We start from the raw sequence: 26,153 nt of genomic DNA on the forward strand, positions 1-26,153 counted from the left end.
GCTCAGATCCCCAGCATGCGGCGGTTGGCGGCGTCGTCGGTGCCGCCGCCGGCGAAATCGTCGAACGCCTTCTCGGTCACCCGGATGATGTGGTCCGAGACGAACTGCGCGCCCTCGCGCGCGCCGTCCTCGGGGTGCTTCAGCGCGCATTCCCATTCGACCACGGCCCAGCCGTCGAAATCGTTCGCCGTCAGCTTCGAGAACACCGCCCCGAAATCCACCTGCCCGTCGCCGAGGCTGCGGAACCGCCCGGCGCGGTCCACCCAGGACTGGTAGCCGCCGTAGACGCCCTGCCGCCCGGTCGGGTTGAACTCGGCGTCCTTGACGTGGAACATCCGGATCACGTCCTTGTAGATGTCCAGATTGTCAAGGTAATCAAGGCACTGCAGAACATAGTGCGAAGGATCGTAGAGCATGCAGGCGCGGCGGTGGTTGCCGGTCCGCTCGCGGAACATCTCGTAGGTGACGCCGTCGTGCAGGTCCTCGCCCGGATGGATCTCGTAGCAGACGTCGACGCCGTTTTCCTCGGCATGATCCAGGATCGGCGTCCAGCGCTTCGCCAGCTCGTCGAACCCGGTCTCGACCAGCCCGGCGGGGCGCTGCGGGAACGGATAGAGGAACGGCCAGACCAGCGCGCCCGAGAACGTCGCCATCGCGCCGAGGCCCATGTGCCGCGAGGCGGTCAGCGCCTTCTTCACCTGCTCGACCGCCCATTCCTGCCGCGCCTTCGGATCGCCCCGCACCGCGGGCGCGGCAAAGCCGTCCATGGCCTCGTCATAGGCCGGGTGCACGGCGACCAGCTGGCCCTGCAGATGGGTCGAAAGCTCGGTCACCTCGACGCCGTTCTCGCGCGCCACGCCCAGGAACTCGTCGCAGTAGTCCTTGCTCTCGGCGGCCTTGTCCAGGTCGATCAGCTGGGCGGCGAAGGTCGGCACCTGCACCCCCTTGTAGCCGCAGTCGGCAGCCCATCTGGTGATCCCGTCCCAGCTGTCGAACGGCGCCTCGTCGCCTGCGAACTGCGCCAGAAACAGCGCCGGTCCCTTGATCGTCTTCATGATAATCCTCCCTTCGCCGGTCCGAACTCAGACGTAGCGGTTCACGATGTTCTCAAGCTTCTCCTGCCGCCCCGAGACCGGCTGCGGGTCCAGCCCGGCGGCCTCGGCCCGGTCGGCGATGTCGGCAAGCGTCGCCCCGGGCGCCAGCATTGCGCGCGCCTCGGGCGTTTGCCAACCGGCATAGCGGGCGCGGCGCGCCTCTTCGAGCCTGCCGTCCTCCAGCATCGCCGCCGCCGCCTTCAGCCCGCGCGCGCAGACGTCCATCGCCCCGGCGTGGGCGGCGATCAGGTCCTCGGCGTCCAGGCTCTGCCGACGCAGCTTGGCGTCGAAATTGGTGCCGCCGGTGGTGAAGCCACCGGCCTTCAGCACCTCGTAATAGGCCAGCGCCACCTCGGGCACGTTGTTGGGGAACTGGTCGGTGTCCCAGCCGGACTGGTAGTCGTTGCGGTTCATGTCGATCGAGCCCAGGATCCCCAGCGAGGCGGCCAGCGCCAGCTCGTGCTCGAAGCTGTGCCCGGCGAGGATCGCGTGGCCCTGCTCGACGTTGACCTTGACCTCGTCCTCAAGCCCGAACCGCTTCAGGAAACCGTACACCGTGGCGACATCGTAGTCGTACTGGTGCTTGGTCGGCTCCTGCGGCTTCGGCTCGATCAGGATCTGCCCCTTGAAGCCGATCTTGTGCTTGTGCTCGACCACCATGCTCAGGAACCGGCCCATCTGCTCCAGCTCCTGGCCCAGATCGGTGTTCAGCAGCGTCTCGTAGCCCTCGCGCCCGCCCCACAGCACATAATTTGCGCCGTCCAGCCGCTGCGTCACCTCCATGCAGCTGCGCACCACCGAGGCGCAGTAGGCGAACACGTCCGGGTCCGGGTTGGTCGCGGCGCCCGCCATGTAGCGGCGGTTCGAGAACATGTTGGCGGTGCCCCACAGCAGCTTCGGCCCGCCGGCCTCCATCTTCTGCGCGAAATGGTCGGCCATCTCGTTCAGGCGCCGGTGGCTCTCGGCCAGGCTGGCGCCCTCGGGGCGGACGTCGTGGTCGTGGAAGGCGAAGAACGGCACGCCGAGGATGCGGAACATCTCGAACGCGGCGTCGGCCTTCAGCTTCGCCAGCTCCATGGTGTCGGCCGGGAACCAGGGCCGCTCGAAGGTGCGGCCGCCGAACGGGTCGTTCCCCTCCCAGACGAAGTTGTGCCAGTAGCACACGGCGAAGCGCAGGTGGTCCTCCATCCGCTTGCCCATCACCATCTCGTCGGGGTCGTAGTGCCGGAACGCCAGGCCGTCGGCCTGCGGGTCGTGGCGCAGCGGCGCGATGTCGCTGAAGTATCCGCTCATGGATCGTCTCCTCGGGGTGCCGGCGCGGGCTGCGCCGGCAGGTTGTCCTTGACGTAGATCGTCGGCGTGATGCCCGGCGCGGGCGGAACCGGCAGCCCGTCGGCCAGCGCGCGCATGATGTCCAGCGCGGCGGCGACCTCCTCGGCGGGCTTCTGGTCGATCACCGCGTCGATCAGCCCCGCCTCCAGCGCCGCGCGGCTGTGCGGCACCAGCTCGTGCACGATCACCAGCGGCCGCGCCGCCGGGTCCAGCGCCGCGACCGCCTGCACCAGGCCGCGGTTGCCGGCGCCGGCGCTGTACAGCCCGGTCGGCCGCGCCGCATCCGCCAGCGCCTGCGCGACCGCGGCGCGCATCCGCGCCGGATCGTCCCGGGTCTCGACCGCCGGCAGCAGCGCGATGCCGGCCGCCGCGTCCAGCACCTGCGCCACCCCGGCCAGCCGCTGGGCGTGGTCCTGCGCCGCACGGGTGCCGATCAGCGGCAGGATCCGCCCGGCGCGGCCGCGGTGGCCCAGCGCCATCAGCCGCCCGGCGGTGCGCCCGGCGCCGATGTTGTCGATGCCGACATAGGCCGCGCGCGCCGGCGACGGGATGTCCGACACCACCGTCAGCACCGCGACCCCGGCGTCCGACAGCCGCGCGACCTGCGCCGCCACCTCCGGATCGTCGACGCCCAGGAAGGCGACGCAGTCGCAGCTCTCGGCCGTCAGCCGCGCCAGCGCCCCGGCCAGCGCCGCGCCGTCGAACGCCGGCACCGCGTCCAGCGACACCGCCACCCGGTCCTGCGCCCGCGCCGCCTGCTCGGCCAGCACCGACTGGCGCAGGCTGCGGAAGAAGCCGTGATCGCCCGAGGGCAGCAGGAACCGGAAGCGATAGACCCGCCGCCGCGACAGGTTGGCGGCGTGCACGTCGCGGCGATAGCCCAGCCGCGCGATCGCCGCACGCACCTGCGCCTCGGCCCGCGCCGAGACGTTGCCGCGCGCGTTCAGCACCCGGTCCGCCGTCGCATAGCTGACGCCGGCGGCCGCCGCCACATCGTGCAGGGTCGGCTTGCGCATGCCCCGTCATTCCTCCCGCGGGCACGGTGCGCGCGAATCTGATAGACGTCAATCATTTTCTGACAGACGTCTGTCAATGCGGCCCCGCGCCGAACGCAGATCCGATGGCAGCGGAATTGAACGAACGTTCAATTCTGGTCCGGCGCGCCGCGACTGGACACAGGCCCCCGCGCCGGGTCACATGGCCGGCGATGGACATCAAGCTCGACCATATCGACCTCAGCATCCTCAAGGCGCTGCAGATCGACGCCGCGCTGTCGCAGCGCGACCTGGCCGACCGGCTGGGGCTGTCGCAGAACGCCTGCTGGCGCCGCGTGCGCCGGCTGAAGCAGGCCGGCGTGCTGCGCGCCCCCGCCGCAAGGGTCGACGCCGCCGCGCTGGGGCTGGACCTGGCGGTGTTCATGCTGGTGCGCACCCGCCACCACGACGCCGCCTGGGCGGCGCGCTTCCGCAGCCGGGTCGAAAGCCTGCCCGAGGTGATGGAACTGCACCGCATCGGCGGCGAATGGGACTATCTGATCAAGGTGCTGACCACCGGCATGCGCGGCTACGACCGCGTCTACCAGCGGCTGATCGAGGATCTGGACATCGAGAAGGTCACCGGCCTGTTCTCGATGGAGCAGATCCTCACCGACCGGCCGGTCGCGGTGCCGCAGGGGCGCTGACGCCCCAGGCCGTCCGCCGCCGCGCGGGCGTCACGCGGCCGGTCAGGCGGCCGCGATCATCCCCGCCCAGCGCGCCAGCAGCGCCCGCTCCTGCGCGCGGGCCCGGCCCAGCCAGCCGCGGCCGCCGCGCGGGTTCTCGACGGTGACCGCCTGCGCCCGCGCCGCCATGTCTGCCGACAGGATGGCGAAGGCGTAGCGGCGCCCGCCGCCGTCCTCGATATACCCGGCCAGGCCGCGCGCGAAGTTCAGCGTGCCGGTCTTGGCGATGACCCGGCAGCCGGCCTTCTCGACATCGGGCAGGTTGACCGGCTTCAGCAGCCCCGGCAGCGCGCCGACGGCGGCGATGTCCAGCACCTGCACCAACTCCGAGGCGCTGATCCGGGTGACGTCGGTCAGGCCGCTGTGGTTGACGAAGCGCGCGCCGCCGATGCCGTGGGTGGCGGTCAGCCAGTCGGTCATCGCGACCGCGGAATCCGCGATGCTGGCCGGCTGCTGGCCGGTGATCTGGGTGGCGCGCAGCCCCAGCACCTCGGCGGTCAGGTTGGTCGAGTACTTCAGCATCGCCGCCGCCATCCGCTCGAGCGGCGCGCTCTCGGCCTCGGCGACCACCGCCAGCCCCTCGGGCAGGCGCTCGGCCAGGCGCAGCTCGGGCAGGCGCAGGTTGTGCTGCACGGCGAGGGTGCGGAACACCTCGGCGGCGTAGCGTGCCGGCTCGCGCACCGGCAGCCAGCGCGCGCCGCCCTTGCCCAGCGCGCCGCGCGCCACCGACCAGATCTCGCGCCCGCCGTCGGCGGCATAGGCGAACACCGGTCCGTTGCGATCGACCACCCGCATCTCGGCCAGCCGCACCGCCGGATCGAACCGCCCGCTGCGCGCGGTCATCGCCAGCCGGTACTCGCCGCCGTCCGGCTTCCACTCGAAATGCACGCGGTTGAAGTTCAGGTTCAGCCCCGAGATCGCCGGGTTGTAGCCGACATGCACCGGCTGCTCGGGGTCGATCTGGCGGTGATAGGGCAGCGCGCCGGCCATGACATAGGCGTTGCCGTCGACGCCGAAGATGCCGGCGTCGGCGACCTGCCCGGCCAGGTCGGCCAGCCCGTCGGTGTCCAGGTGCGGATCGCCGTCGCCGATCAGGTACAGATCGCCGCGCACGCGCCCGTTCTGCACCGGCCCGGTAATCGCGACGCGGGTGCGGAAGCGATAGCCCGGCCCCAGCGCCGCCAGCCCGTAGAGCGTGGTGATCGCCTTGCTGACCGAGGCCGGCGGCAGCGGCAGCCGCGGCTGGTGCGCCTCGACCACGCGCCCGCTCGACAGGTCGCGCAGCGCAAATCCGGTGATCTCGCGCAGCCCCCAGTCGGCCAGGATCGCTTCGGCCGAGCCCTCGGGCGGCGGCAGCCGCAGCCCCGACGGCCGGGGCAGCGGGCGCACCTGCGCCAGCGCCGCGCCGGGCAGCGTGGCGGCAAGCCCGCTCAGAAGCGCGCGTCGCGACAAGGTCATCGTGATGCTCCTCCCTTTAGCCGGTCCGCGGCCGAATATGCCCGCGTCGCCGGCGTCATACAAGCCGTGCCCCGCGACCGCACGCGCCGGCGAGTCCGCCGCGCCATGGTCACGCTCTCGCGGACCCGGTGCGGGCCCGCGCCGCCAGGCGGCGCTCAGTGGACCCAGACCCGCGCCGCCCGGCGGCGCTCAGTGGACCCAGACCCGCGCCGCCCGGCGGCGCTCAGCGGATCCAGGCCCCCGCGCGCCGCAGCGCCGTCGACGAGGCCTCGACCATCGGCCCGCTCAGCAGCAGCCAGGCCGGCGGGCGCGCCAGCGCCAGCCGCGGCGCGGCCTCCTTCGGCAGCCGCCAGCGGGCGTAGCCGCGCGCCGCCGGCGACAGCCCGGCGCGGACCTGCTCGCCGGGGCGCGCCAGCACCCCGATCGGCACCTGCTCCATGATGTCGCGCCACTTCTCCCAGCGGTGGAACCCGGCCAGGTTGTCCGCGCCCATCAGCCAGACGAAGCTGACGCCGGGATAAAGCGCCGCAAGACGCCGCAGCGTGTCGGCGGTGTACCGCGTCCCCAGCCGCGCCTCGATGTCGGTGACCTGCACCCGCGGATGGCGTACCAGCGCGCGCGCCGCGTGCAGCCGGCGCGCCATCGCCGCCGGGGCGTCGGGCTTGAGCGGGTTGCCGGGGCTGAGCAGCCACCAGACCTGGTCCAGGTCGAACCGGCGCAGGGCGCGGCGGGTGATGTGCACATGGCCCAGGTGCGGCGGGTCGAACGACCCGCCCAGCAGGCCGACCTTCAGCCCCGCCGCCGCCTTCGGATACCCCTGCCGCACCCGGTCCCCCGTCCCGCGCATACGATCGCACACGGGGCCCGTCCCGCGCCGGCACAGCAAAGGCAAGCGCGGCGGGGTTGTCAATCTGCGCGGCGGCGCAAGCAGCCTCTGGCCCCTTGCGTGCGAGCGTGCCAGACTGCCGGTACACGCCGGAAGACCGTAACTGCGAAAGACCATGGTGCGCCTGCGACCCGCCGCCCTTCTCGTCAGCCTGATCCTGCTGCTGGCCGCCTGCGCGGCCGGCCCGCTGGGCAATCCGGCGCCGATCACCCGCGCCGCGCTGACGCCCGCGGCGGTGGCCGCCGACGGCACCCGGCTGGCGATGTCGTCCTGGCCCGCGCACGGGCGGCCGCGGGCGGTGATCCTGGCGCTGCACGGCTTCGGCGACTTCGGCCCGTCGACCTACGACGCCGCGGCCGACGCCTGGGCGGCGCGGGGCATCACCACCTACGCCTACGACCAGCGCGGCTTCGGCCGCAACGACAGCTTCCGGCGCTGGCCCGGCCCCGAGATCCTCGAATCGGACCTGCGCGCGGTGGCGGCGCTGATCCGCGCCCGGCACCCGGACCTGCCGCTGATCGTGGTCGGCCACTCGATGGGCGGCGGCGTGGCGCTGGCGGCAGCCGGCGACGGGCTGGCCGCGGACGCGCTGGTGCTGGCCGCGCCGGCGATCGCCGGCGGCGACGGCATCCCGCCCTCGCAGCGCTTCGGCGGCTGGCTGGCGGCGGCGCTGGCGCCGGACAAGCGCTTCACCGGCAAGGGGCTGGTGCGGATCGTGCCCACCGACAACGACGCCGCCTGGCGCAGCGTCTCGCGCAACCCGCGCCACTTCGGCGACCCCTCGGGGCGCGAGCTGATGGGCCTGATCCGGGTGATGGACCGCGCCGCGGCGGCGGCGCCGCGGGTAACGCTGCCGACGCTGACGCTGATGGGGCGGCAGGACCAGATCCTGCGCACCGGCGCGGTGCGCCGGGTGCACCGGCAGATCGCCGGCCGCAAGCGCTTCGTGCTCTACGACGACGGCTGGCACTGGCTGTTCCGCGACCTGCAGGCGGCGCGGGTCTGGGACGACGTCGCGAGCTTCGCGCTGGCGCAGCGCCGCCGCCCCTGAGCCGGGTCCGGCCCCCGGCTAGTACTCGTTGATGCCGCAGGTCAGCGCGATCTGCAGGCCGATGAACGGGTTGCCCTCGACCACCCGCTTGATGATCGTGCGGTCATAGGCCATGCGGTGGATCTCGGGCATCGTCACCCGCGCGGTGTTGGCCAGGCAGCTGCAGCGGCGCTGGTCGAAGGCCGGCGCGCAGGTGCGCACGAAGGTCGACACGCCGCCGTCCGCGCCGCTGGCGTTCGAGCGCATCGCCGCCAGGATCCCGGCCGCCGCCGCCTCGGCGACGGTGCCGCAGGGGATCTTGCGTCCGGCGGCCTCGCCCATGCCCTGCAGCAGCAGCCGCTTGCCGGCGTCGCCCAGCGCCGCGCCCAGGTCCGGGTCCGAATACTTGCCGCCGAAGATCGAGCCGACGGTGGCGGTCATCGCGAAGCGCGCCAGCTCCCAGCGGTCGCCCAGATCCCGCGGCGCGTCGCAGGTCTCGGCCAGCGCGCTGGCGACCCCGGCCATGAACGGCACGTTCTGGGGCGTCAGGCGGAACGGCTCGCCGCGCAGCAGCGCCTGCAGATCCTCCATCGGCCCGTCACGCTTCGGCGGCGCGCCGTCCCGCTGCCGGTTCTCGCCGTAAAGATCCGGCGTCGGCTTCGGCTTGTCGATCGCCGCAAGATAGGCGGCGGCGGTCTCGTCCCCGGCCTCGGCGGCCTTTTCCAGCAGCTTGCGGCCGCGGACGCGGTCCGCCGCCACCCCCTCGCCGTGATAGACCAGCCGCCCCAGCTCGGCCTGCGCCGCGGTCGAGCCGGCGTCGGCGGCCGGCTCCAGGATCCGCACCGCCTTGCCGGCATTCTGCTTCACGCCCTGACCGCGCGCCAGCATAAAGCCGGCGAAATAGGCGGCCGCGGCGTGCTGCCGTTCGGCGGCGGCCTCGAACAGCTTGAACGCCGCCTCCCGGTCCTCATCCACGCCTTCGCCGTAGTACAGCATCCGCCCCAGCCGGTAATGCGCCTCGAGATCGGTCTCGTCCACGCCCTGGCGGTAGTAGCGCACCGCGCGTGCCGGGTTCGCGACGACGCCGTAACCGCCCTCGTAGAGGATCCCCAGCTGCGTCGCGGCGCCGCGCACGCCCGCCTCCAGCGCCGTCTTCAGGTGGTCGCGCGCGGCAGAATAATCGCGGGTGCCGAAACTGCCGTAGGTTTCGTAATAACCCAGCAGGTAGGCGCCCATCGGATCGCCGCGCCCCGCCGCCGTGGCCAGCAGCCGCCGCGCCGCCTCGGGATCCTTGCGTGCGCCGAGCCGCCCGTTCGCCAGGATGTCGGCCTGCATCGCCAGCGCCGGGCCGAAGCCCTCGTCCACCAGCGCCGCGACCAGCCCGCGGGTCTCGGCCGCCTTCTCCTTCAGGAACAGCGCGCGCGCCAGCGCATAGCGCACCGAGGCCGAGGGCCGCTGCGCCAGCGCGCGGCGGCAGGCCGGCTCGGCCGCGGCCGCGTCGATCGCGTTCATCCAGCGGCCCGCCGCATGTTTGCCGGGCATCGCCGCAACCGCCGGGTCCTGCGGATGCCCGGCCAGCGCCAGGCACTCCGCCTCGGCCGCCGCCGCGCGCAGCGCGCGCTGCTCGGCGGGGGTGGTGGCGAAGCGGTAGACCAGGGGCGCCTCGGCGGCATCCAGCTCGTCGCGCGCCAGCGTCGCGCCGACGAAGCGCCACAGCTCGACCGGGGTGTCCAGCTTGACGCCCGAGCCGCCCTCCTCGACGAAGCGCAGCCCGGCGGCGTGCAACTCGGCGCGGCGCGCCTTGTCGACCCTGGGGGCGAACATCTCCAGGTCGCGGCCGCGGACCCGCCCGAAGTAATAGCTGGCGCCGCCGGATTTGGCGTCGATCACCTGCAGCAGCCGCAACTCGTCCCGCCCGCGGATCTGGTGCACCGACACGCCGCGCCACACATCCTGCCCGTCCAGCACATAGCTGCCGCCGTCGAACCGGCCCGAGATCAGCGTCACCGCGCCGTCCTCCTCCGGCACCGGGCCGGCGCCGCTCCACATGGCGGCGACGAAGCCGTCGCCCAGCGCCGCCGCGCCCCCGGCCAGCGGCAGCAGCGGCTTGTCCGATTCGAGCTGGCACCCGGCCAGCAGCAGGCCCAGCAGGCAGGACAGGACGGGCGGCGGAATGAGGGTGCGCAAATGCATCGGGCAACTCCGGAACCATGAACCACAATGGCTGCCCGATCCCCGCGGCTCTTGGCGGCCGTCCGGGACCCCAAGACTGTCCCGCCACCCCGCCGCCTGTCAACCGCGCCTCCCTTTTCTTCCCCCGCGCAAGCCGCTACACGTCCGCCGAGCACCAGATCAGCGGAGCAGTCGAATGGCCAAGTACCAGTACGTCTACCACATGGACGGGGTCTCCAAGACCTACCCGGGCGGCAAGAAATGCTTCGAGAACATCCGCCTGTCATTCCTGCCGGGGGTGAAGATCGGCGTCGTCGGCGTCAACGGCGCCGGCAAGTCGACCCTGATGCGGATCATGGCCGGCCAGGACAAGGAGTTCACCGGCGAGGCCTGGGCCGCCGAGGGCGCGCGCGTCGGCTACCTGCCGCAAGAGCCGCACCTGGACGAGACCAAGACCGTGCGCGAGAACGTCATGGACGGTGTGGCCGCCAAGAAGGCCCTGCTGGACGAGTTCAACGAGATCGCCATGCAGATCGCCGAGGACCCGGATCTTATGGACCGGATGACCGAGCTTCAGGACCAGATCGACGCGCAGAACCTGTGGGATCTTGACAGCCAGATCGACATCGCGATGGAGGCGCTGCGCTGCCCGCCCGACGACGCCATGCCCGCGACCCTGTCGGGCGGCGAGCGCCGCCGCGTGGCGCTGTGCAAACTGCTGCTCGAGGCGCCCGAAATGCTGCTGCTGGACGAGCCGACCAACCACCTCGACGCGGAAACCATCGCCTGGCTGCAGAAGCACCTGATCGAGTACCGCGGCACGATCCTGATCGTCACCCACGACCGCTATTTCCTCGACGACATCACCGGCTGGATCCTCGAACTCGACCGCGGCCGCGGCATCCCCTACGAGGGCAACTACTCCGCCTGGCTGGAGCAGAAGGCCAAGCGGCTGGCGCACGAGGCGCGCGAGGACAAGACCCGGCAGAAGACGCTGGAGCGGGAGCTGGAATGGATCCGCCAGGGCGCCAAGGCCCGGCAGGCCAAGCAGAAGGCGCGGATCAACGCCTACAACGAGCTCGCCAACACCTCCGAGCGCGAGAAGATCGCCCGCGCGCAGATCGTCATTCCCAACGGCCCGCGCCTCGGCTCGCAGGTGATCGAGGTCGAGGGGCTGAAGAAGGGCTATGGCGACAAGCTGCTGATCGACGATCTGTCGTTCAGCCTGCCGCCCGGCGGCATCGTCGGCGTGATCGGCCCCAACGGCGCCGGCAAGTCCACGCTGTTCCGCATGCTGACCGGGCAGGAGCAGCCCGACGAAGGCACCATCACCTTCGGCGACACGGCGAAACTCTCCTATGTCGACCAGTCCCGCGACGCGCTCGACGACAGCAAGACGGTGTGGGAGGAGATTTCCGACGGGCTCGACATCATCAGGCTGGGCGACGCCGAGATGAACTCCCGCGCCTATGTCGGCGCCTTCAACTTCAAGGGCGGCGACCAGCAGAAGAAGGTCAGCCTGCTCTCGGGCGGCGAGCGCAACCGCGTGCACATGGCGAAACTGCTGCGCACCGGCGGCAACGTGCTGCTGCTCGACGAGCCGACCAACGATCTCGACGTCGAGACCCTGCGCGCGCTGGAGGACGCCCTCGCCGACTTCGCCGGCTGCGCGGTGATCATCAGCCACGACCGCTTCTTCCTCGACCGGCTCTGCACGCACATCCTGGCGTTCGAGGGCGAGGCCCGGGTCGAGTGGTTCGAGGGCAACTTCGAGGACTACGAGGAAGACAAGATCCGCCGGCTGGGCCCGGACTCGGTCGAGCCGAAGCGGATCAAGTACAAGAAGTTTGCGCGGTGAACAAATGCTTCGGAAGTTCCTTTTCTATACGGAAATAATACTAACAGTCCTAGTCACCTTCGTTTTCCTGATTGCCTGGATGGCCTTTTCTGGCCCCCAAATGCATGTGGCAGAAACCTTCGCGGGCCTTACCATCGCGTTTCTTATCCTGGTTCTGGGCGTCCTTTGGGCGCGGCGTCGTCTTCGACGCCGGGAAGCAGCAGCAGAAGCACTTCTCCGTGAAGCCGAATTAGCAAGGCAACGCGCAGAGGAAGAGCAGCGCATTCGTGAGGCATGGGAAGAAGAAGTCCGTGTCGCGGAACGCGAAGCGAAATGGCAAACTGAGCGAGAAGAAAGATTGCGACGCGCAACTGAGAGCGCACGCAGAAAGAGTTCTACCGGTCCGAGGTCGACGAAGTCGTCAGAGGCGGTAGGCTCGCAATCTTTCGACGCGCGCGCGTTCATCGATGAGCTACTTTTTGAGCTGGATGAGCAAGAGCAGTTGGCGCTCAGTGACTGGCTTAAAAGACTTCTGGAAATCAGAGAGCTGCGATCCACGAACAAGAAGGTACGGAGCCTTGGGGCGAGCCTGAAAAGTTCCCGTGCACTTTCGCCGGTGGCAAAGCTCGTCCTGATCAAACTGAAAAAACATGGCTGGGATGACCTCGGTGGCATTGCAAAATGGACGGTAGCTGCAGGCGGAGCCGGATTGCTGTTGTTTGGAGGCGCAGGCGCTGGAATTGCCGCATTTGGCGGCGCAATTGGAGTGCCGCTGTTTGTGGTTTTCGGAGCTGGTGGTGCGCTTGCCGGGACAATTGTTCAGGAGATCGAACGACGGTCGAAAAAATAAATTGATCTGACCTCTCTTTGTCTGGTGTCGACGCACAGGGGCTTCCCTTTTCACTAACATTGCGCACCCACCTTTCTGCGGGCCTATCCCGGCACACTGAGAAAATTCGGCCATGGCGAAGGGCACTCGGCAGCTGCTAGACATCATGCACTCGCTTGCCTTTGCGGGGCCGGACTTCAGCCCTGCATCCCCCCGACGTCACCTCCAGAAAATCGGATTGCTGAAGCCCGCCCCGTGTTGCTTCTCCAAATCCGCCGTCCCGCACCCTGATCCCGCCCCACTGTCCGCCGGGAACCAATCTCGCCGCGGCGCGTTATGATCCCGCATGACTCCGTGGAAAGGCGCGCCAGATGCTCGGTACCATTCTTCTCATCATCCTGATCCTTCTCGTCATCGGTGCCCTTCCGAACTGGGGCTACTCGCGCAACTGGGGGTACGGCCCGTCCGGCGGCCTCGGGTTGATCCTGGTCATCCTGCTGGTGCTGGTGCTGATGGGTCAGATCTGACCGCCACCCCGGCCTGCCTCATCGACAATCTTCCGCCGCGCCGGAGGCCGACCGGCTCGCGGTGAACCGATGGTGCGCGCGGCAACTTGCGCCCGCGCACCCGTCGTGGCGGCGAGGACGGGCTTACCCAGCGTCACGCAGACTCCGCTTGCTTTTTGGCGCCGCAGGGTCCATATGCACCGGGCTACGTTATTCTCTATCGACCAACTGTCTCCGTCACCGGCCTCAGTCATTCGATCTTGCTATGACCGCGCCGGGCTGCCGCATGTTGCGGGCAGCGCTTTTACAGGAGATCTCACGATGGCCAACGGCACCGTGAAATGGTTCAACGCCACCAAAGGCTTCGGCTTCATCCAGCCCGAGGGCGGCTCGAAGGACGTGTTCGTCCACATCTCGGCGCTCGAGCGCGCCGGCATCAGCCACCTCGACGATGGCCAGAAGGTCACCTTCGACATCGAAGCCGGCCGTGACGGCCGCGAGTCGGCCGCCAACCTGGCGCTGGCCTGACACCCGGGCGGACAGGCCCCGCGCCTGTCCCGACCGCATCGATGCGACGCCGTTGCCCCCGCCCTGCGCGGGGGTAATGCTTTTTCAGGACTCTGTTTCCGAATTATATCAAGGGCTTGAGGGGGTTTTCACGGTGAAGCCCCGCGTTTTCACGGCGCCAGCGCCAGCCCGGTCAGCCACAGCCCCAGCCCGAACGCGGTGTGCGCCGCCAGCCCCAGCACCCGCGCCCGCCACGGCTTCGCGGTCTTCGCCGCGGCCCAGCCCAGTCCCATGCCGGGCTGCATCAGGAACCAGCCCGCCGCGATCGTGACCAGCGCGAAGATCCACGCCGGCAGGAACGCCGGCACGGCCAGCCACTCCGGCCCGGCCAGCAGCGCGAAGATCACCCCGTAGGCGATCCCCACCGCGTAGTGCCCGGCCCAGCCCAGCTTCAGCTCGGCCGCGAACGGCTCGGCCGCGGCGATGTCGTCGTGAAACACCCGCCCCCGCGAGACATGCCAGAACCAGCGCCCCGGCAGCGCCCAGTTCGGCGCCGGGTTCACCCGCAGCACCGCCAGCAGCAGCGCCCACAGGTCCATCGCCACGGTCGCGCCCAGCCCCAGAAGGACGCCGTCGAAGATCAGGTTGGTCATGAAATCGCCCGCGGATCCGTTCAGCCCCTGCGGCAGGCATAGCAACTTGTCCGGCGCCGCGCATCCGGAAAAAAGCGCGGCCTGCAGCGGCTTTGACAGCAGCGCGCCCGGGCCTACACTGATCCTCGGGGAATGGGGAATCGCGATGTTTCCGGGGGATTATCCGCTGCTGAACCGGCCGAACCTGGTGGCGCTGCTGCTGCGCGCCGCCGCCGACGGTCCCGCCGGTCTGGACGACTGCGTCGAGCGGCTGCGCGCCGCCTTCGCCGCCGCGCGCGAGCCGGTGCCGCTGCCCGAGGCCGAGCTGACGGCGCGTTTCGCCGGGCTGCACACCGACCTTTCGGCCGCCGGGCTGCTCGAGGATGCCGGCGCCGGCCGGTTCACGCTGACAGCCCGCGGCCGCACGCTGCTGGCCGGGCACCCGGACGGCTTCGATACAGACCGGCTGATGGTCTACCCCGAGTTCAAGGCCTACATCCGCGCCCGCAACCGCAGCCTGGCCCGCGCCGACGCCCGCGCCGGCGCCTTTGACGAGGGATTCATCGCCGCGCAGACCGGCGCCCGGCTGACCGAGAACCCCTATACCCCGAACACCGTCGACCACCAGTCCTGGGAAAACGGCTGGGCCGAGGCCCGCGACGAGGGCATCGGCTGAGCCCTGCCGGCCGCCCCCTCAACCCACTTGCCAACTCGGCCCTCATCGGCGACCATGAAAGCGCTACGTTACCTCTATCGATCTACTGTCTCCGTCCCGCGGCCTCAGTCACTCGATACTGCGCTGACCGACGCCACGCTGCCGCATGTCGCGGGCAGCACACAGACAGGAGATCTCACGCATGGCCACCGGCACCGTGAAATGGTTCAATGCCACCAAGGGCTTCGGTTTCATCCAGCCCGATTCGGGCGGCAAGGACGTGTTCGTCCACATCTCGGCCGTCGAGCGCGCCGGGCTGTCCGGCCTGAACGACAACCAGAAGGTCACGTTCGATCTGGAAACCGGCCGCGACGGCCGCCAGTCGGCGTCGAATCTGGCGCTGGCCGACTGACTTCCGACCTGCCGTCCGGCCCGCCTAGCGCGGCCGGGCGGCCCGTTCCGGCGCCGCAGCGATCCGTGGCACCACCGGACCGCGCGCCGGCCCCGCCCCGAAATCCGTCATCCCCTTCACGCCGGCCGTCGGCGGACGCCAGTCCGCGGTGACCAGGCCGCGCCGCATGTCGCGCCGGAACGAGGAATACGGCCAGTCCGCCGCGCGCCGGCACTGCCCGTGCCGCACCGGATCCTGCCAGCAATAGGCGACCTGCGCCGCATGCTCTGCCGCGGTCCGGATCCGCTGCTCGCCGAACCGGGGCTGCCACGGGCTGCCGGTCACCGAATCATCCTCCGACAACAGACGCGTGAACCGCCCCTTCAGGATCCGCCAGCGCGCGGCGAAATCCGTGTCCGCCGGCGGCAGCACCCAGACCGCATGCAGGTGATCCGGCAGGATCACCATGGCATCGACGCGGACCGGATGGGCCCGCAGCAGGCTGGCGAAGGCGGCGCGCAGCTGGTCGATCCGGTCGACCAGCGTGCTCGCCCCGGGCTCGGTCAGGCTGACGGTGAAGAAACGTGCGGATTCGCCAGGGCGTGGAGGGCGGGGATGGGTCATGCCGCCAGTCTCCGGTGTCCTGGTTAAGACTGCGTAAGCGACCGGGCGCGCCGTGCGCGCCCGGCCGGCCCGCCCGGGTCAGGACGGCTGATCGACCCGGACGCGGACCTGCACCTTGCCGCGGACAGAGGTGGACCAGCGCAGGTCGACACGGTCCTTCTGGCTGCCCTGCTCGGTTTCGACCCAGGGCATGTCATGATGGGCACCGCCCCCCGAGGTCACCACCTGCCCGTGCGGCACCACGCCGTCGACGCCCAGCGCGCGGCCGCCGAAGGGCAGCTTGCCGCCGGTGTTCACCGCCCAGCTGGACGAGGCCGAGGACTGGTCTGCCAGGATCAGTGCCGGCGACTGCGTCTTGGTCGAGACGAACGCATAGCTGTTGCCGTCCCAGACCACATCCACGGTCCGGCTGTGGTCGATGCTGCCCAACGAGGTGTCCAGCTGGTCCGCCCGGTCGATCTGCGAACCGCCGAACAACTGGAAGGTGTTGCCGAACACGTTGAACCCGTCCAGCCGGTGCCCGTTGCCCAGCGGCGTCAGCTTGATGAAGCTGAACCAGGCCGGCACCTCGGTCGCGGTGAAGATGTTGCCGACGATGCTGATGCGGCCGAACGCCTCGCCGCCGGAGTTGGACGCGTCGGCCTGGTGCTCGTTGGTGATCTCGATGAACTGGGTGTCGAAATAATTGCCCGTCACCGTGGTCTTGGAGCGCTTGTCGGTCAGCACGATGCCGGCGGTCTTCTCGCCCTCGGCCTGCAGGTCCGCCTGCCAGAAGTGATTGCCGAGGATCAGGTTGCCGCTGCCCGACATCACCCCGAAGTGGCGATAGTTGATGCAGCGGTTGTTCCGGATCTTGGCGTCGTTCGAGTTGGTGTTGAAGGCCACCGAGCGGCGGCTCGGAATCGGCGAGGCGCTGTCACCCGACTGGAACTCGCACTGGTCGATGCTGATCCCCTGGCAGGCGCCGCCGACCGAGCTGATGCCGTGCTCGACCTGCTCGAACCAGCAATCGCGGAAACCCCACCAGGTGCCGTCGTCGGACAGCATCACGCCGCAGCCGCGGCCGGCGCCGAAGAACTGCATCGACTCGATGCTGAACCGCTTGATCGTATTGAAGCCCGAGAAGTCGAGCATGTACTTGTAGCGGGTGAAGGTATAGCTCTGCGATGCCGAGGCGCGCGCCAGCGGCAGCGACAGCGTCAGCTCGCCGGTGGTCTCGTTCCTGGCGCGGACGTAGACCTCGCGGCCGACGCCGAACCCCTCGACCAGCGCGCCGACCTTGATTGCGCCGATGTTGGTCAGGCCCTTCAGTTTCAGCGGCTCCGACGGAGAATAGGTGGCGGTGCCGGTCACCACCTCCGGATCCCAGGCGCCGGTGTCTTCGGCCTGCAGCGCACCGTTGCGCAGCACCCGGCGGTTGGTCATCACGTTGACGTTGCCCACCGCCTTGTGGACGTCGATCGGCTCGGTCAGGTCGACCCGGCGTCCGCCCAGGTCGAACGCTTCGTGATCGCTGAAGTTGAACAGCGCCTGCAAGCCCTTCTTCAGGCCCAGGGTCTCGTCGCCGAAGGCTTCGGCATAGCTTGGCAGGTCGAAGTTCGCGCGCAGCACCAGGCGCTTGTCCTCGGGCATGCTGACCGTGCCCTCGAACCGCACCGGCGACAGCAGGGTGACGTTCTTGTTCAGGTAGTAGGTTCCCGCCGGCACCACCAGCACGCGACCGTCGGCGGCGGCGTCGGCGGTTTCGAAGGCGGCGGCATCGTCGGTGATGCCGTCGCCCTTGGCGCCGAAGTCGATCACGTCGACCAGATCCAGCAGCTTGCGGTGGAACACCGAGGTGCGGTCCTCGACCGAGATCGACTCGACGCGGATGACGGCGCCGTTGCTGCCCATCAGGTCGATGCCGAAATGCCCGTAGACCGGGTTGATGCCCCAGACCAGATCGACACCGGTGCGCTGCCCGGAACCGACGATCGCGCGCACGGTGTAGACGCGGTTGGGGTCGGTCAGCGTGATCGGCGTTGCCTCCTCCGGCACGCCGCCGACGCGCCCGCCGGTGGCGTTGCCCGCATAGCCCGCGATGCGCACCTGCGGCGCCGGACCCGAGACCCATTTTACCCGCGCGCTGACCTCCAGGTAGCAGCCCGGCAGGATCGGCGTCTCGCCCATGTAGCGCAGCCGCTGCGGCGAAGTGGTCTTGATCAGCTCCAGGCAGGTGCCGAAGTCGGGATCGGCCGAATACAGCGTCCCCGCGGTGTCCGTGTCATAGGCCGTTGTGCCCGGGGTTCCGTCGCCGCTGGACCAGACATCCAGCCCGTCGACGAAGGCCGGGGGCATCAGGTTCAGTCCTTCGGTGATCGCCTTGTTCATGGTTTGACCGTCCTTTGCTGTCGCGCGATACCAGCCGCCGGCCGCTGCCGGCGGATGTCCGGCAGGCGGACTCCGCGCGCCGGCGGCTGGTGGTTTCCGAATTCTCGTGAAATGCCGGCTGGGCCGCCGTTGCGGTCCGCGCCTCTGCCGTCTCTACCAGCGCAAGGTAAAAATCCGCTTAACCTTTTGGTCGGAGTTTCTTCAGCATCATGCGGATTCGCCGGCGGCGCGCGTTGTGGAATACGGCCCGCGATGGTAGCCTGTGGGTACGTCACAACCGTAAGGGGAACAAAAGATGGAACGCCGGACACGCTTCGCAGCCGTGTTCGTAACGATTGCCGCGGCCGTGTTTGCCGCCCCGAGTGTTTCGCAGGACATCGCCGCCGCACCCAACGTCGGCGCGCTCGCCAACGGCCCTGCCCTGGGCTCGCCGGCGGCCGGCGAGCCGACCGCGCTGACCGTTGTGCCACCGTCCGACCGGCCCGCAACCACGTTCGCCGGCGCCGGCGCCGGCCTGCCGAAGGTCGCGCCGGATCTCGGCCGCCACCGCGGCCCCTTCGCCGCAGGGGCGCCGCTGCCTGTCGCCATGGTGACCGGCCCGCCGCCGATGCCGGGCACGGCGGAGGGGGCCGAAAGAACCCTTTGGCGGTGACGCACGGGAACCGGTTGAATTTGAACAGCGGCGCGGGACTGCTATTCTTTCTATAATCGAATCCGAAGACAGGAACTGTCGGAATGCAACGCGTCGCCCGCGCCGTCGTGATTCTCTCTGTTGCGCTGGGATCCAGCGCCGTCACCGCTCACGGCCAGGACGCCGCGGGCGACGAGGGCGCGAGCCCGGATTTTCAGGGTGCGCTGGAGGCGCTGGGCCACGACATGACCTGGCAGGACTCGCTGGGCGACCGGCTGAGCACCTGCCTGCGGCCGCTATACCCGGACAGCCCCGAGCACCTGGACGTCGTGCTGGCGATCGAGATCGACGCCGAGGGCATGCCGGGCTCGCCCTACCTGCTTGATCCGAAACCCGACGACGCGACACTGGCGCACCTGCGGCAGCTGTTCCGCGCCGAGGCGGCGATCTTCGACTGCGCGCCGCTGACGCTGGACGATGGCAGTCCGCTGCCGGAGGTGCTGAGCCTCAGCGTGAGCGGCGATTCGCTGCGGCCGCTGCCGCCGGACGCGGCAATCGAGCAACTGGCGTCGGACAGCGGGCAACCGGCGCCGATCGCGGCCGCCGAACAAGCCGACTCCGACCAGGCAACCGAACCGATGGCGCCGGATGCCGACGACACGCAGCTGCCGCCGACCGCGGCCAGCGCCGAGACCGAAGCCGCCCTGGGGTTGAACCGCGCGGCGCGGCGCGAGGTCCAGACCCGGCTGCGGCTGGCGGGCCACGATCCGGGCGGCGCCGACGGTGTGTTCGGCCCCCGCACCCGCAGCGCGGTTTCGGCCTGGCAGGAAGCCTCGGGCTTGATCGCAAGCGGGTATCTGGACGAAACCCAGTACCACCGGCTCGTCGAAGAGACCGAGGAGGCCTTCGCCGATCTGCCGAAGAACCCGCCGGCAGCATCCACCTCGCGGCGCGCGCGGTTCTACCGCGGGCCCGACGGGTGCTTGCGCGACCGCTACGGCCGGCGGGTCGGCGGTCAGTCGCTGCGCTGCGATCTGCGCGGCCTGTTCAGCCAGTTCTAGCACGATTGCGCGACGCCCGGCACGTCAGGCGCCGAACGCACCGGGGCGCAGGAAGCGCACGCCGTTGATCTCCCAGCCGTCGGACGTCATCACCATCTCGTACTCGAGCAGGTGGACCTCGCCGGCCTGATCGGTGATCAGCACGCTCTGATAGGAGGCGCCGCCGCGTTCGGTCAAACCGCCGAAGCGGATATCCGACGGCCGCCAGACCATCGGATATCCCTGGCGCACCATGTCGCCGAAGCGCTCGGCAGTGCCGAACAGGCCCTGAATCTGCGGGCTTGCAAAGGTGAACGCCTTGGCGAAATCGTCGGCGCGGAGCGCCTCGATCTGGCCGCCGATCACGTCGCGGATCTGCGTGTCGACGCCCTGTGCCGGCGCCGGCCCGGCCAGGCCCAGCGCCACGGCGGCCGCAAGAAGCGTTGTTCGCATCGGATGCCTCCCGGTGGTTGACCGGGAAACACCTAGCGCGGCGCCGACAGCCGGCGAGACGCCGCGACGCAGAAACGATCACGCCGCCAGCTTGCCCTCCAGCGCGGCGTCGATCAGCGCCACCGTCTCGGGCACCCCGTAAAGCGCCACGAACCCGCCGAAGCGCGGCCCCTGGCTGGCACCCAGCAGCACCTCGTAGATCGCCTGGAACCAGGCGCGCAGCGGCTCGAATCCGTGCGCCTTGCCGACGGCGAAAACCTCGCTCTGCAGCGCCTCGGCCTCGACCGGCCCGTCCCAGGCCGCCAGCCTATCGCGCAGATCCTTCAGCGCGGCGGCTTCGGTGTCCGCGGGCAGTCGGAAGGTCTTGTGCGGCTTGACCTGCTCCTGGTAGTAGCGCACCGCGCGCGCGGCGGCCGCGTCCAGACCGGGGTGGGTGTCCGGGGCCGCATCCGCGTACTTGCGGATGAAGCCCCACAGAACATCCTTGTCCTCGGCGCCCGACGCCGAGGCGAGGTTCAGCAGCATCGAAAAGGTGATCTCCATGTCGCTGGCCGGCACCGCCTCGCCATGGATGTGGAAGGCGGGGTTGGCGAACCTGCCTGCCGGGTCCTGTCCGGGAAAGGCGCGCAGGTGCTGGTGATACTCGTCCACCGCCTTGGGGATCACGTCGAAATGCAGCCGCTTCGCGGTCTTGGGCTTCTGGAACATGAAGAACTGCAGGCTTTCCGGCGCGGCGTATGCCAGCCAGTCCTCCATCGACAGACCGTTGCCCCTGGATTTCGAGATCTTCTGCCCCTTGTCGTCGAGGAACAGCTCGTAGGTCAGCGTCTCGGGGCCGGGCATGCCCAGCGCGCGGCAGATCTTGCGCGCCTGGGTGACGCTGTCGATCAGGTCCTTGCCGGACATCTCGTAATCCACGTCCAACGCCGCCCAGCGCATCGCCCAGTCCGGCTTCCACTGCATCTTGACGTGACCGCCGGTCACCGGCAGCTCGACCCGCTCGCCGTCTGGCTCCTGGTAGACGATCGTGCCCTTCGCGGCGTCGCGCTCCAGCGTCGGCACCTGCAACACATGGCCGGTCTTCGGGCTGACCGGCAGGAACGGGCTGTAGGTCGCGCGCCGCTCCTCGCCCAGCGTCGGCAGCATGATCTCCATGATCTTGTCGAACCGCTCCAGCGCGCGCAGCAGCATGTCGTCGAACCGGCCGGCCCGGTAGTATTCGGTGGACGAGGCGAACTCGTACTCGAACCCGTAGGCGTCGAGGAACTCGCGCAGCATCGCGTTGTTGTGCGCACCAAAGCTGTCGTGGCAGCCGAACGGATCGCGCACCACGGTAAGCGGCAGGTCCAGATCCTCGGCCAGCAAGTCCTTGTTCGGCACGTTGCCGGGCACCTTGCGCAGCCCGTCCATGTCGTCGGAAAAACAGATCAGCCGGGTCGGAATGTCGCTCAGCTGCTCGAAGGCGCGGCGCACCATGGTGGTGCGCGCAACCTCGCCGAAGGTGCCGATATGCGGCAGGCCCGAGGGGCCATAGCCGGTCTCGAACAGCACGTAGCCCTTCTCGGGCGGTGCCTTGGCGTACCGTTTGACCAGCTTGCGCGCCTCCTCGAAGGGCCAGGCCTTGGAATTCATCGCGGCGTCGCGCAGGTTGCTTGCGGTCATCGTTTCTTACCGGTTGTGGCGGGTTGAGGCTCACCGCCTACTGCCGCCGGGTCACCGCGTCAATGCACCGTCTGCGATGAATCGCCCGCTTGCGCCGACGGCGCGGGCCACGCACGATGGGTTCAACCGCAGGCCGGAAGAGCAGACCTATGACCGAATCAGACAAGATGACCGCCTCGTTCAACCCGCAGGACGCGCTGATCGCCGTGATGTTCGCGGCCGCCGCCTCGGACGAGATCCCCTCGGCGCCCGAACTGCTGTGGATCCTGCGCATCGTCGAAAGCCTGCCGATGTTCGAAGGCTACGACCGCGAGCGGATCCAGCAGATCTCGCGCACGGTGGTCGACCTGCTGGAAGAGGAAGACGGGCTGGACGCGCTGTTCGGTCTGGTGCGCGACGCGCTGCCGGAAAGCCTGTACGAGACCGCCTATGCGCTGGCCTGCGACGTGGTCGCCGCCGACGGGCGGGCGCGCACGGTCGAGTTGCGCCTGCTGGAGGAGATGCGCGACGAGCTTGAACTCGACCGGCTGCACGCCGCCGCCATCGAGCGCGGCGCGCGGGCGCGCTTCGCCCATCCCAAGGCGCACGGGCTGGACTAGGCGCCCAGCCTCGGGGTTCCAGCCTCCGGGTTCAGGCGGCCAGACGGGTCTGCCCGGCCTGCCGCCGCGCCTCCTCGCTCTCCAGGCGCAGGTTCTCTTCCATCAGCTTCTGGATCCGGCGGCGGGTGCGGGCGCTGTGCAGCTGGCGGGTCATCAGGCCTTGCGGCACATAGCTGTGGCCGCCGTCGCCCTGGCTGACGACGTAGTATTCCTTCTCGGCCGCGGCGATCCGGTTCTCGTGGCCGGCGACCACGACGATCAGGCGCAGATCGGTGATCCGGTCCTCGCAGTCGCGCAGGTCCAGATGTTTGATCGCACGCCAAACCAGATTGCGGAAGTTGCCGATGGCGCGGCTCTCGCCGCGGTCCAGCGCCACCTGGTTCGATCGTTCCAGCATGTTCGTCACGTCGTCAACGTCCAGTTCCTCGCGGTCGGTGACCACGGTGGAGTAGTTCTTGCCGTCGATGATCAGCTCGGCGATGACGTCGATCAGATAGATCGGCTCGGCGCCCATGTTGGTGACGACGCATTCGGCCTTGTCGCCGCGGTCGGCCGAGCGGTTGACGAAGATGTTGGTTCGGCGCGACCGGCGGGTGCTGCTGAGCAGAAGATGCAGGTAGATCAGCCAGATCAGCGTCATCGCGCCGTTCAGCAGGATGTTCACCAACGTGCTGTTTGCTGCAAGCCAGTCGATCATGGGCCGCTCCGTCGCCTTCGGAACCGAACGCCCAGGCGGGCACTTGGTTGCACGAGCGGCGGAACGCGAACCGGGGCCCGAAGGCCCCGGTGATGCTTTCAGATCGCGGCCAGGCCTACTGCCAGGAGGCGATCAGCTCGTCATAGGACACCGTCTTCGGCTCTTCGTCCTCGTTCTCGAGCTTGGCCTTCGGCGCACCCGGCTGGCTCAGCCAGTCCTCGGGGTCCATCTCCTCGTTCATCTTCGGACCGATGTCGCCCTGGATGCCGGCGCGCTCCAGGCGCTCCAGCACGCTTTCCATGTCCGAACACAGCGAATCCAGTGCTTCCTGTGCGGTCTTGGCGCCCGACATCGCATCGCCGATGTTCTGCCACCACAACTGCGCCAGCTTCGGATAATCCGGCACGTTGGTCCCGGTCGGCGACCACTGCACCCGTGCGGGCGAGCGGTAGAATTCCACCAGGCCGCCCAGCTTTGGCGCACGTTCGGTAAAGCTGTCATGCTGGATGCTGGACTCGCGGATGAAGGTCAGCCCGACATGGGATTTCTTCACGTCCACGGTCTTGGAGGTGACGAACTGCGCGTACAGCCAGGCTGCCTTGGCGCGGTCCTCGGGCGTGGACTTCATCAGCGTCCACGACCCCACGTCCTGATAGCCGACCTTCATGCCTTCTTCCCAGTAGACGCCGTGCGGGCTGGGGGCGAGACGCCATTTCGGCGTGCCGTCCTCGTTCATCACCGGCAGTCCCGGCTCGACCAGCGACGCAACGAAGGTCGTGTACATGAACATCTGCTGCGCGATGTTGCCTTGCGCAGGAACCGGTCCCGCCTCCGAGAAGGTCATGCCCATGGCCGCGGGCGGCGTGTACTTCTGCAGCCACTCGATGGCCTTCTCGACGGCATAGACCGCCGCAGGAGAGTTCGCCGCACCACCGCGAGAGACGCAGGCGCCGACCGGCTGGCTGTTCTCGTTGACGCGGATGCCCCATTCGTCGACCGGCAGGCCGTTCGGCTCGCCCTTGTCGCCCATGCCGGCCATCGACATCCAGGCATCGGTATAGCGCCAGCCGAGGCTCGGATCCTTCTTGCCGTAGTCCATGTTGCCATAGACCTGCTGGCCGTCGATCTCCCTGCCGGTGAAGAACTCGGCGATATCCTCATAGGCCGCCCAGTTGATCGGAACGCCCAGGTCGTAGCCATATTCTTCCTTGAACTCGGCCTGGATGTCGGGATCGGTGAACCAGTCGTAGCGGAACCAGTACAGGTTCGCGAACTGCTGATCGGGCAACTGCACCAGTTTGCCATCGGGGGCGGTGGTGAACTGAATGCCGATGAAGTCGTCAAGGTCCAGCGTCGGGCTGGTGACGTCGGCGCCCTCGCCTTCCATCCAGTCGGTCAGGTTGCGCGCCTGCTGATAGCGCCAGTGGGTGCCGATCAGGTCGCTGTCGTTGACATAGGCATCATAGACGTTCTCGCCCGACTGCATCTGCGTCTGAAGCTTCTCGACCACGTCGCCCTCGCCGATCAGGTCGTGGGTGACGCGGATGCCGGTGATGGCGGTGAACGCCGGGGCCAGCACCTGCGATTCGTATTCGTGCGTGGTGATGGTTTCGGAAACGACGTTGATCTCCATCCCCGCGAAGGGCTCGGCCGCGTCGACGAACCACTGCATCTCGGCTTCCTGCCCGGCGCGGTCGAGCACCGACATGTCCCCGATCTCGTTGTCGAGGAACTGCATCGCCTCTTCCATGCCGGCGAAGGCGGGCGCCCCCAGCAGGGTCAGCGCCAGGCCCATGGCCGTGGTCGATTTCAAAGACAAGTTCATATGGTTTCCTCCCTTGGTATCGAACTTGAGTGCGAAAGTGCCGCGCCCGGATGCCGGACGCGGAAAGACGCCCGGGTCAGACGAAGCGGAACACCGCCGCCGCGTAGACCAGGCAGACGATAAGTGCGCCCCATTGCGGCGCGGCCCCCAGCCCCAGCCAGGCCAGGTTGATGAAGGCCGAGCCGAGCAGCGCGATGAACAGCCGGTCGCCGCGCGTGGTCTCGATCCGCAGCACGCCGACGCGCGGCGTTTCGGGGTAGCGGATCGCCAGCACGCTGAAGATCACCAGCAGCAGCGCGATGACGGCGAAGAAGATCGCCGTGGGCCATGTCCATGCCATCCAGGCCATAGTGGTTCCCCCTTACACGCGGCCCAGGGCAAAGCCCTTGGCGATGTAGTTGCGCACGAAATAGATCACCAGCGCGCCCGGCACGATGGTCAGCACGCCCGCCGCCGCCAGCACGCCCCAGTCGAGGCCCGAGGCGGACACCGTGCGCGTCATCGTCGCCGCGATCGGCTTGGCGTTCACGCTGGTCAGGGTCCGCGACAGCAGCAGCTCGACCCAGCTGAACATGAAGCAGAAGAAGGCGGTGACGCCGATGCCGCTGGCGATCAGCGGCATGAAGATCTTCACGAAGAAGCGCCCGAAGCCGTAGCCGTCGATGTAGGCGGTCTCGTCGATCTCTTTCGGCACGCCGCGCATGAAGCCCTCCAGGATCCACACCGCCAGCGGCACGTTGAACAGCGTGTGCGCCAGCGCCACGGCGATGTGCGTGTCGAACAGCCCGACCGAGCTGTAGAGCTGGAAGAACGGCAGCGCGAACACCGCCGGCGGCGCCATCCGGTTGGTCAGCAGCCAGAAGAACAGGTGCTTGTCGCCCATGAACGTGTAGCGCGAGAACGCATAGGCCGCCGGCAGCGCCACGGTGATCGAGATCACCGTGTTCATCGTCACGTAGATGATCGAGTTGATGTAGCCCCAGTACCACGCCGGATCGGTGAAGATCGTGACGTAGTTCTCGAACGTCAGGTTGCGCGGCCAGAGCGAGAAGCTGCCCAGGATCTCGGCGTTCGACTTCAGGCTCATGTTGATCAGCCAGTAGATCGGCACCAGCAGGAAGGCGAGGTAGAGCACCATCACCACCGCGCGCCCGTTGATCCGCGGCAGGCTCATCGACCGGCTGCGGGTCTGTGCGAGGGCCG

General features: G+C 69.0%; 26 protein-coding genes. 11 read left to right on the forward strand and 15 right to left on the reverse strand.

Annotation, left to right across the window (positions count from 1 at the left end):
- Positions 1-2: 2 nt before the first annotated feature.
- From GE300_RS00220 to GE300_RS00230, 3 genes are read right to left on the reverse strand one after another with little or no spacing between them, the layout of a single operon-like run.
- Positions 3-1,055: a sugar phosphate isomerase/epimerase family protein gene (locus GE300_RS00220; RefSeq protein WP_154443745.1), complete on the reverse strand. Its 1,053-nt coding sequence runs from the start codon at positions 1,053-1,055 to the stop codon at positions 3-5.
- Between the two features lie 27 nt (positions 1,056-1,082).
- Entirely contained in the window at positions 1,083-2,387 is a 1,305-nt protein-coding gene (xylA, locus tag GE300_RS00225) for a xylose isomerase (protein ID WP_154443747.1), read from the reverse strand.
- A complete protein-coding gene (locus tag GE300_RS00230; protein ID WP_154443749.1) occupies positions 2,384-3,442 on the reverse strand; it encodes a LacI family DNA-binding transcriptional regulator in 1,059 nt (352 codons plus the stop codon). The genes xylA and GE300_RS00230 overlap by 4 nt, the downstream gene beginning before the upstream one ends.
- Before the next feature lie 191 nt (positions 3,443-3,633).
- Here GE300_RS00230 and GE300_RS00235 point away from each other — a divergent pair, with 191 nt between their 5' ends.
- Entirely contained in the window at positions 3,634-4,107 is a 474-nt protein-coding gene (locus tag GE300_RS00235) for an Lrp/AsnC family transcriptional regulator (RefSeq protein ID WP_154443751.1), read from the forward strand.
- 42 nt (positions 4,108-4,149) lie between these two features.
- On the opposite strand, the gene dacB is transcribed toward GE300_RS00235, so the two are convergent.
- Both dacB and GE300_RS00245 read right to left on the reverse strand, forming a co-directional pair.
- Positions 4,150-5,604: a D-alanyl-D-alanine carboxypeptidase/D-alanyl-D-alanine endopeptidase gene (gene dacB, locus GE300_RS00240; RefSeq protein ID WP_154443753.1), complete on the reverse strand. Its 1,455-nt coding sequence runs from the start codon at positions 5,602-5,604 to the stop codon at positions 4,150-4,152.
- A 223-nt stretch (positions 5,605-5,827) separates the two neighbouring features.
- A complete protein-coding gene (locus GE300_RS00245; protein WP_325063078.1) occupies positions 5,828-6,430 on the reverse strand; it encodes a nicotinate-nucleotide adenylyltransferase in 603 nt (200 codons plus the stop codon).
- A 175-nt stretch (positions 6,431-6,605) separates the two neighbouring features.
- On the opposite strand from GE300_RS00245, the gene GE300_RS00250 reads away from it, so the two are divergent.
- Positions 6,606-7,541 (forward strand): alpha/beta hydrolase, encoded by a 936-nt coding sequence (locus tag GE300_RS00250; protein ID WP_154443757.1) that lies wholly within the window; start codon positions 6,606-6,608, stop codon positions 7,539-7,541.
- Positions 7,542-7,559: 18 nt separating this feature from the next.
- Here GE300_RS00250 and GE300_RS00255 read toward each other — a convergent pair whose 3' ends face one another.
- Positions 7,560-9,713: a tetratricopeptide repeat protein gene (locus GE300_RS00255; protein WP_154443759.1), complete on the reverse strand. Its 2,154-nt coding sequence runs from the start codon at positions 9,711-9,713 to the stop codon at positions 7,560-7,562.
- 175 nt (positions 9,714-9,888) lie between these two features.
- Here GE300_RS00255 and ettA point away from each other — a divergent pair, with 175 nt between their 5' ends.
- From ettA to GE300_RS00275, 4 genes are all read left to right on the forward strand, one after another.
- Complete coding sequence (gene ettA, locus GE300_RS00260) at positions 9,889-11,550, forward strand: energy-dependent translational throttle protein EttA (protein ID WP_154443761.1); 1,662 nt, start codon at positions 9,889-9,891, stop codon at positions 11,548-11,550.
- A gap of 4 nt (positions 11,551-11,554) precedes the next feature.
- Entirely contained in the window at positions 11,555-12,379 is an 825-nt protein-coding gene (locus GE300_RS00265; RefSeq protein ID WP_154443762.1) for a hypothetical protein, read from the forward strand.
- Positions 12,380-12,729: 350 nt separating this feature from the next.
- The gene (locus tag GE300_RS00270; RefSeq protein ID WP_154443764.1) at positions 12,730-12,885 is read left to right on the forward strand and encodes a DUF3309 family protein; all 156 of its coding nucleotides are present in this window, start codon (positions 12,730-12,732) and stop codon (positions 12,883-12,885) included.
- A gap of 300 nt (positions 12,886-13,185) precedes the next feature.
- A complete protein-coding gene (locus tag GE300_RS00275) occupies positions 13,186-13,392 on the forward strand; it encodes a cold-shock protein (RefSeq protein WP_154443766.1) in 207 nt (68 codons plus the stop codon).
- A 149-nt stretch (positions 13,393-13,541) separates the two neighbouring features.
- Here the strand turns inward: GE300_RS00275 and GE300_RS00280 are convergent, their stop codons facing one another.
- A complete protein-coding gene (locus GE300_RS00280; protein WP_154443768.1) occupies positions 13,542-14,024 on the reverse strand; it encodes a DUF2938 domain-containing protein in 483 nt (160 codons plus the stop codon).
- Positions 14,025-14,169: 145 nt separating this feature from the next.
- Here GE300_RS00280 and GE300_RS00285 point away from each other — a divergent pair, with 145 nt between their 5' ends.
- Positions 14,170-14,679: a ribosome modulation factor gene (locus GE300_RS00285; RefSeq protein WP_154443770.1), complete on the forward strand. Its 510-nt coding sequence runs from the start codon at positions 14,170-14,172 to the stop codon at positions 14,677-14,679.
- A gap of 181 nt (positions 14,680-14,860) precedes the next feature.
- Entirely contained in the window at positions 14,861-15,070 is a 210-nt protein-coding gene (locus tag GE300_RS00290) for a cold-shock protein (protein WP_154443772.1), read from the forward strand.
- A 24-nt stretch (positions 15,071-15,094) separates the two neighbouring features.
- Here GE300_RS00290 and GE300_RS00295 read toward each other — a convergent pair whose 3' ends face one another.
- Together GE300_RS00295 and GE300_RS00300 are read right to left on the reverse strand one after the other, a co-directional pair.
- On the reverse strand, positions 15,095-15,673 hold the full coding sequence (locus tag GE300_RS00295) for an REP-associated tyrosine transposase (protein WP_154443774.1): 579 nt from the start codon (positions 15,671-15,673) through the stop codon (positions 15,095-15,097).
- Positions 15,674-15,751: 78 nt separating this feature from the next.
- Positions 15,752-18,043: a glycosyl hydrolase family 28-related protein gene (locus tag GE300_RS00300; RefSeq protein WP_154443776.1), complete on the reverse strand. Its 2,292-nt coding sequence runs from the start codon at positions 18,041-18,043 to the stop codon at positions 15,752-15,754.
- Between the two features lie 295 nt (positions 18,044-18,338).
- Here GE300_RS00300 and GE300_RS00305 point away from each other — a divergent pair, with 295 nt between their 5' ends.
- Together GE300_RS00305 and GE300_RS00310 are read left to right on the forward strand one after the other, a co-directional pair.
- On the forward strand, positions 18,339-18,695 hold the full coding sequence (locus tag GE300_RS00305; protein WP_154443778.1) for a hypothetical protein: 357 nt from the start codon (positions 18,339-18,341) through the stop codon (positions 18,693-18,695).
- Positions 18,696-18,778: 83 nt separating this feature from the next.
- The gene (locus tag GE300_RS00310; RefSeq protein ID WP_154443780.1) at positions 18,779-19,735 is read left to right on the forward strand and encodes a peptidoglycan-binding domain-containing protein; all 957 of its coding nucleotides are present in this window, start codon (positions 18,779-18,781) and stop codon (positions 19,733-19,735) included.
- Positions 19,736-19,759: 24 nt separating this feature from the next.
- Here GE300_RS00310 and GE300_RS00315 read toward each other — a convergent pair whose 3' ends face one another.
- Positions 19,760-20,167, reverse strand: a complete 408-nt coding sequence (locus GE300_RS00315; protein ID WP_154443782.1) for a DUF4864 domain-containing protein — start codon at positions 20,165-20,167, stop codon at positions 19,760-19,762.
- A gap of 78 nt (positions 20,168-20,245) precedes the next feature.
- Positions 20,246-21,829, reverse strand: coding sequence for a lysine--tRNA ligase (locus GE300_RS00320; protein WP_154443784.1), 1,584 nt, complete (start codon positions 21,827-21,829; stop codon positions 20,246-20,248).
- A gap of 149 nt (positions 21,830-21,978) precedes the next feature.
- Here GE300_RS00320 and GE300_RS00325 point away from each other — a divergent pair, with 149 nt between their 5' ends.
- Positions 21,979-22,428, forward strand: coding sequence for a tellurite resistance TerB family protein (locus GE300_RS00325; protein ID WP_154443786.1), 450 nt, complete (start codon positions 21,979-21,981; stop codon positions 22,426-22,428).
- 31 nt (positions 22,429-22,459) lie between these two features.
- Here the strand turns inward: GE300_RS00325 and GE300_RS00330 are convergent, their stop codons facing one another.
- From GE300_RS00330 to GE300_RS00345, 4 genes are all read right to left on the reverse strand, one after another.
- Complete coding sequence (locus tag GE300_RS00330) at positions 22,460-23,125, reverse strand: hypothetical protein (protein ID WP_154443788.1); 666 nt, start codon at positions 23,123-23,125, stop codon at positions 22,460-22,462.
- A gap of 115 nt (positions 23,126-23,240) precedes the next feature.
- Positions 23,241-24,950, reverse strand: a complete 1,710-nt coding sequence (locus tag GE300_RS00335) for an ABC transporter substrate-binding protein (protein ID WP_154443790.1) — start codon at positions 24,948-24,950, stop codon at positions 23,241-23,243.
- Positions 24,951-25,026: 76 nt separating this feature from the next.
- Positions 25,027-25,299 carry a DUF2160 domain-containing protein gene (locus GE300_RS00340; protein WP_154443792.1) on the reverse strand — a complete coding sequence of 91 codons (273 nt, stop codon included), beginning with the start codon at positions 25,297-25,299 and terminating at the stop codon, positions 25,027-25,029.
- Positions 25,300-25,311: 12 nt separating this feature from the next.
- Positions 25,312-26,124, reverse strand: coding sequence for a carbohydrate ABC transporter permease (locus GE300_RS00345; protein WP_233416721.1), 813 nt, complete (start codon positions 26,122-26,124; stop codon positions 25,312-25,314).
- Positions 26,125-26,153: the final 29 nt, after the last annotated feature.

It is taken from the genome of Halovulum marinum (assembly GCF_009697225.1).
Taxonomy (GTDB): Bacteria; Pseudomonadota; Alphaproteobacteria; order Rhodobacterales; family Rhodobacteraceae; genus Halovulum; species Halovulum marinum.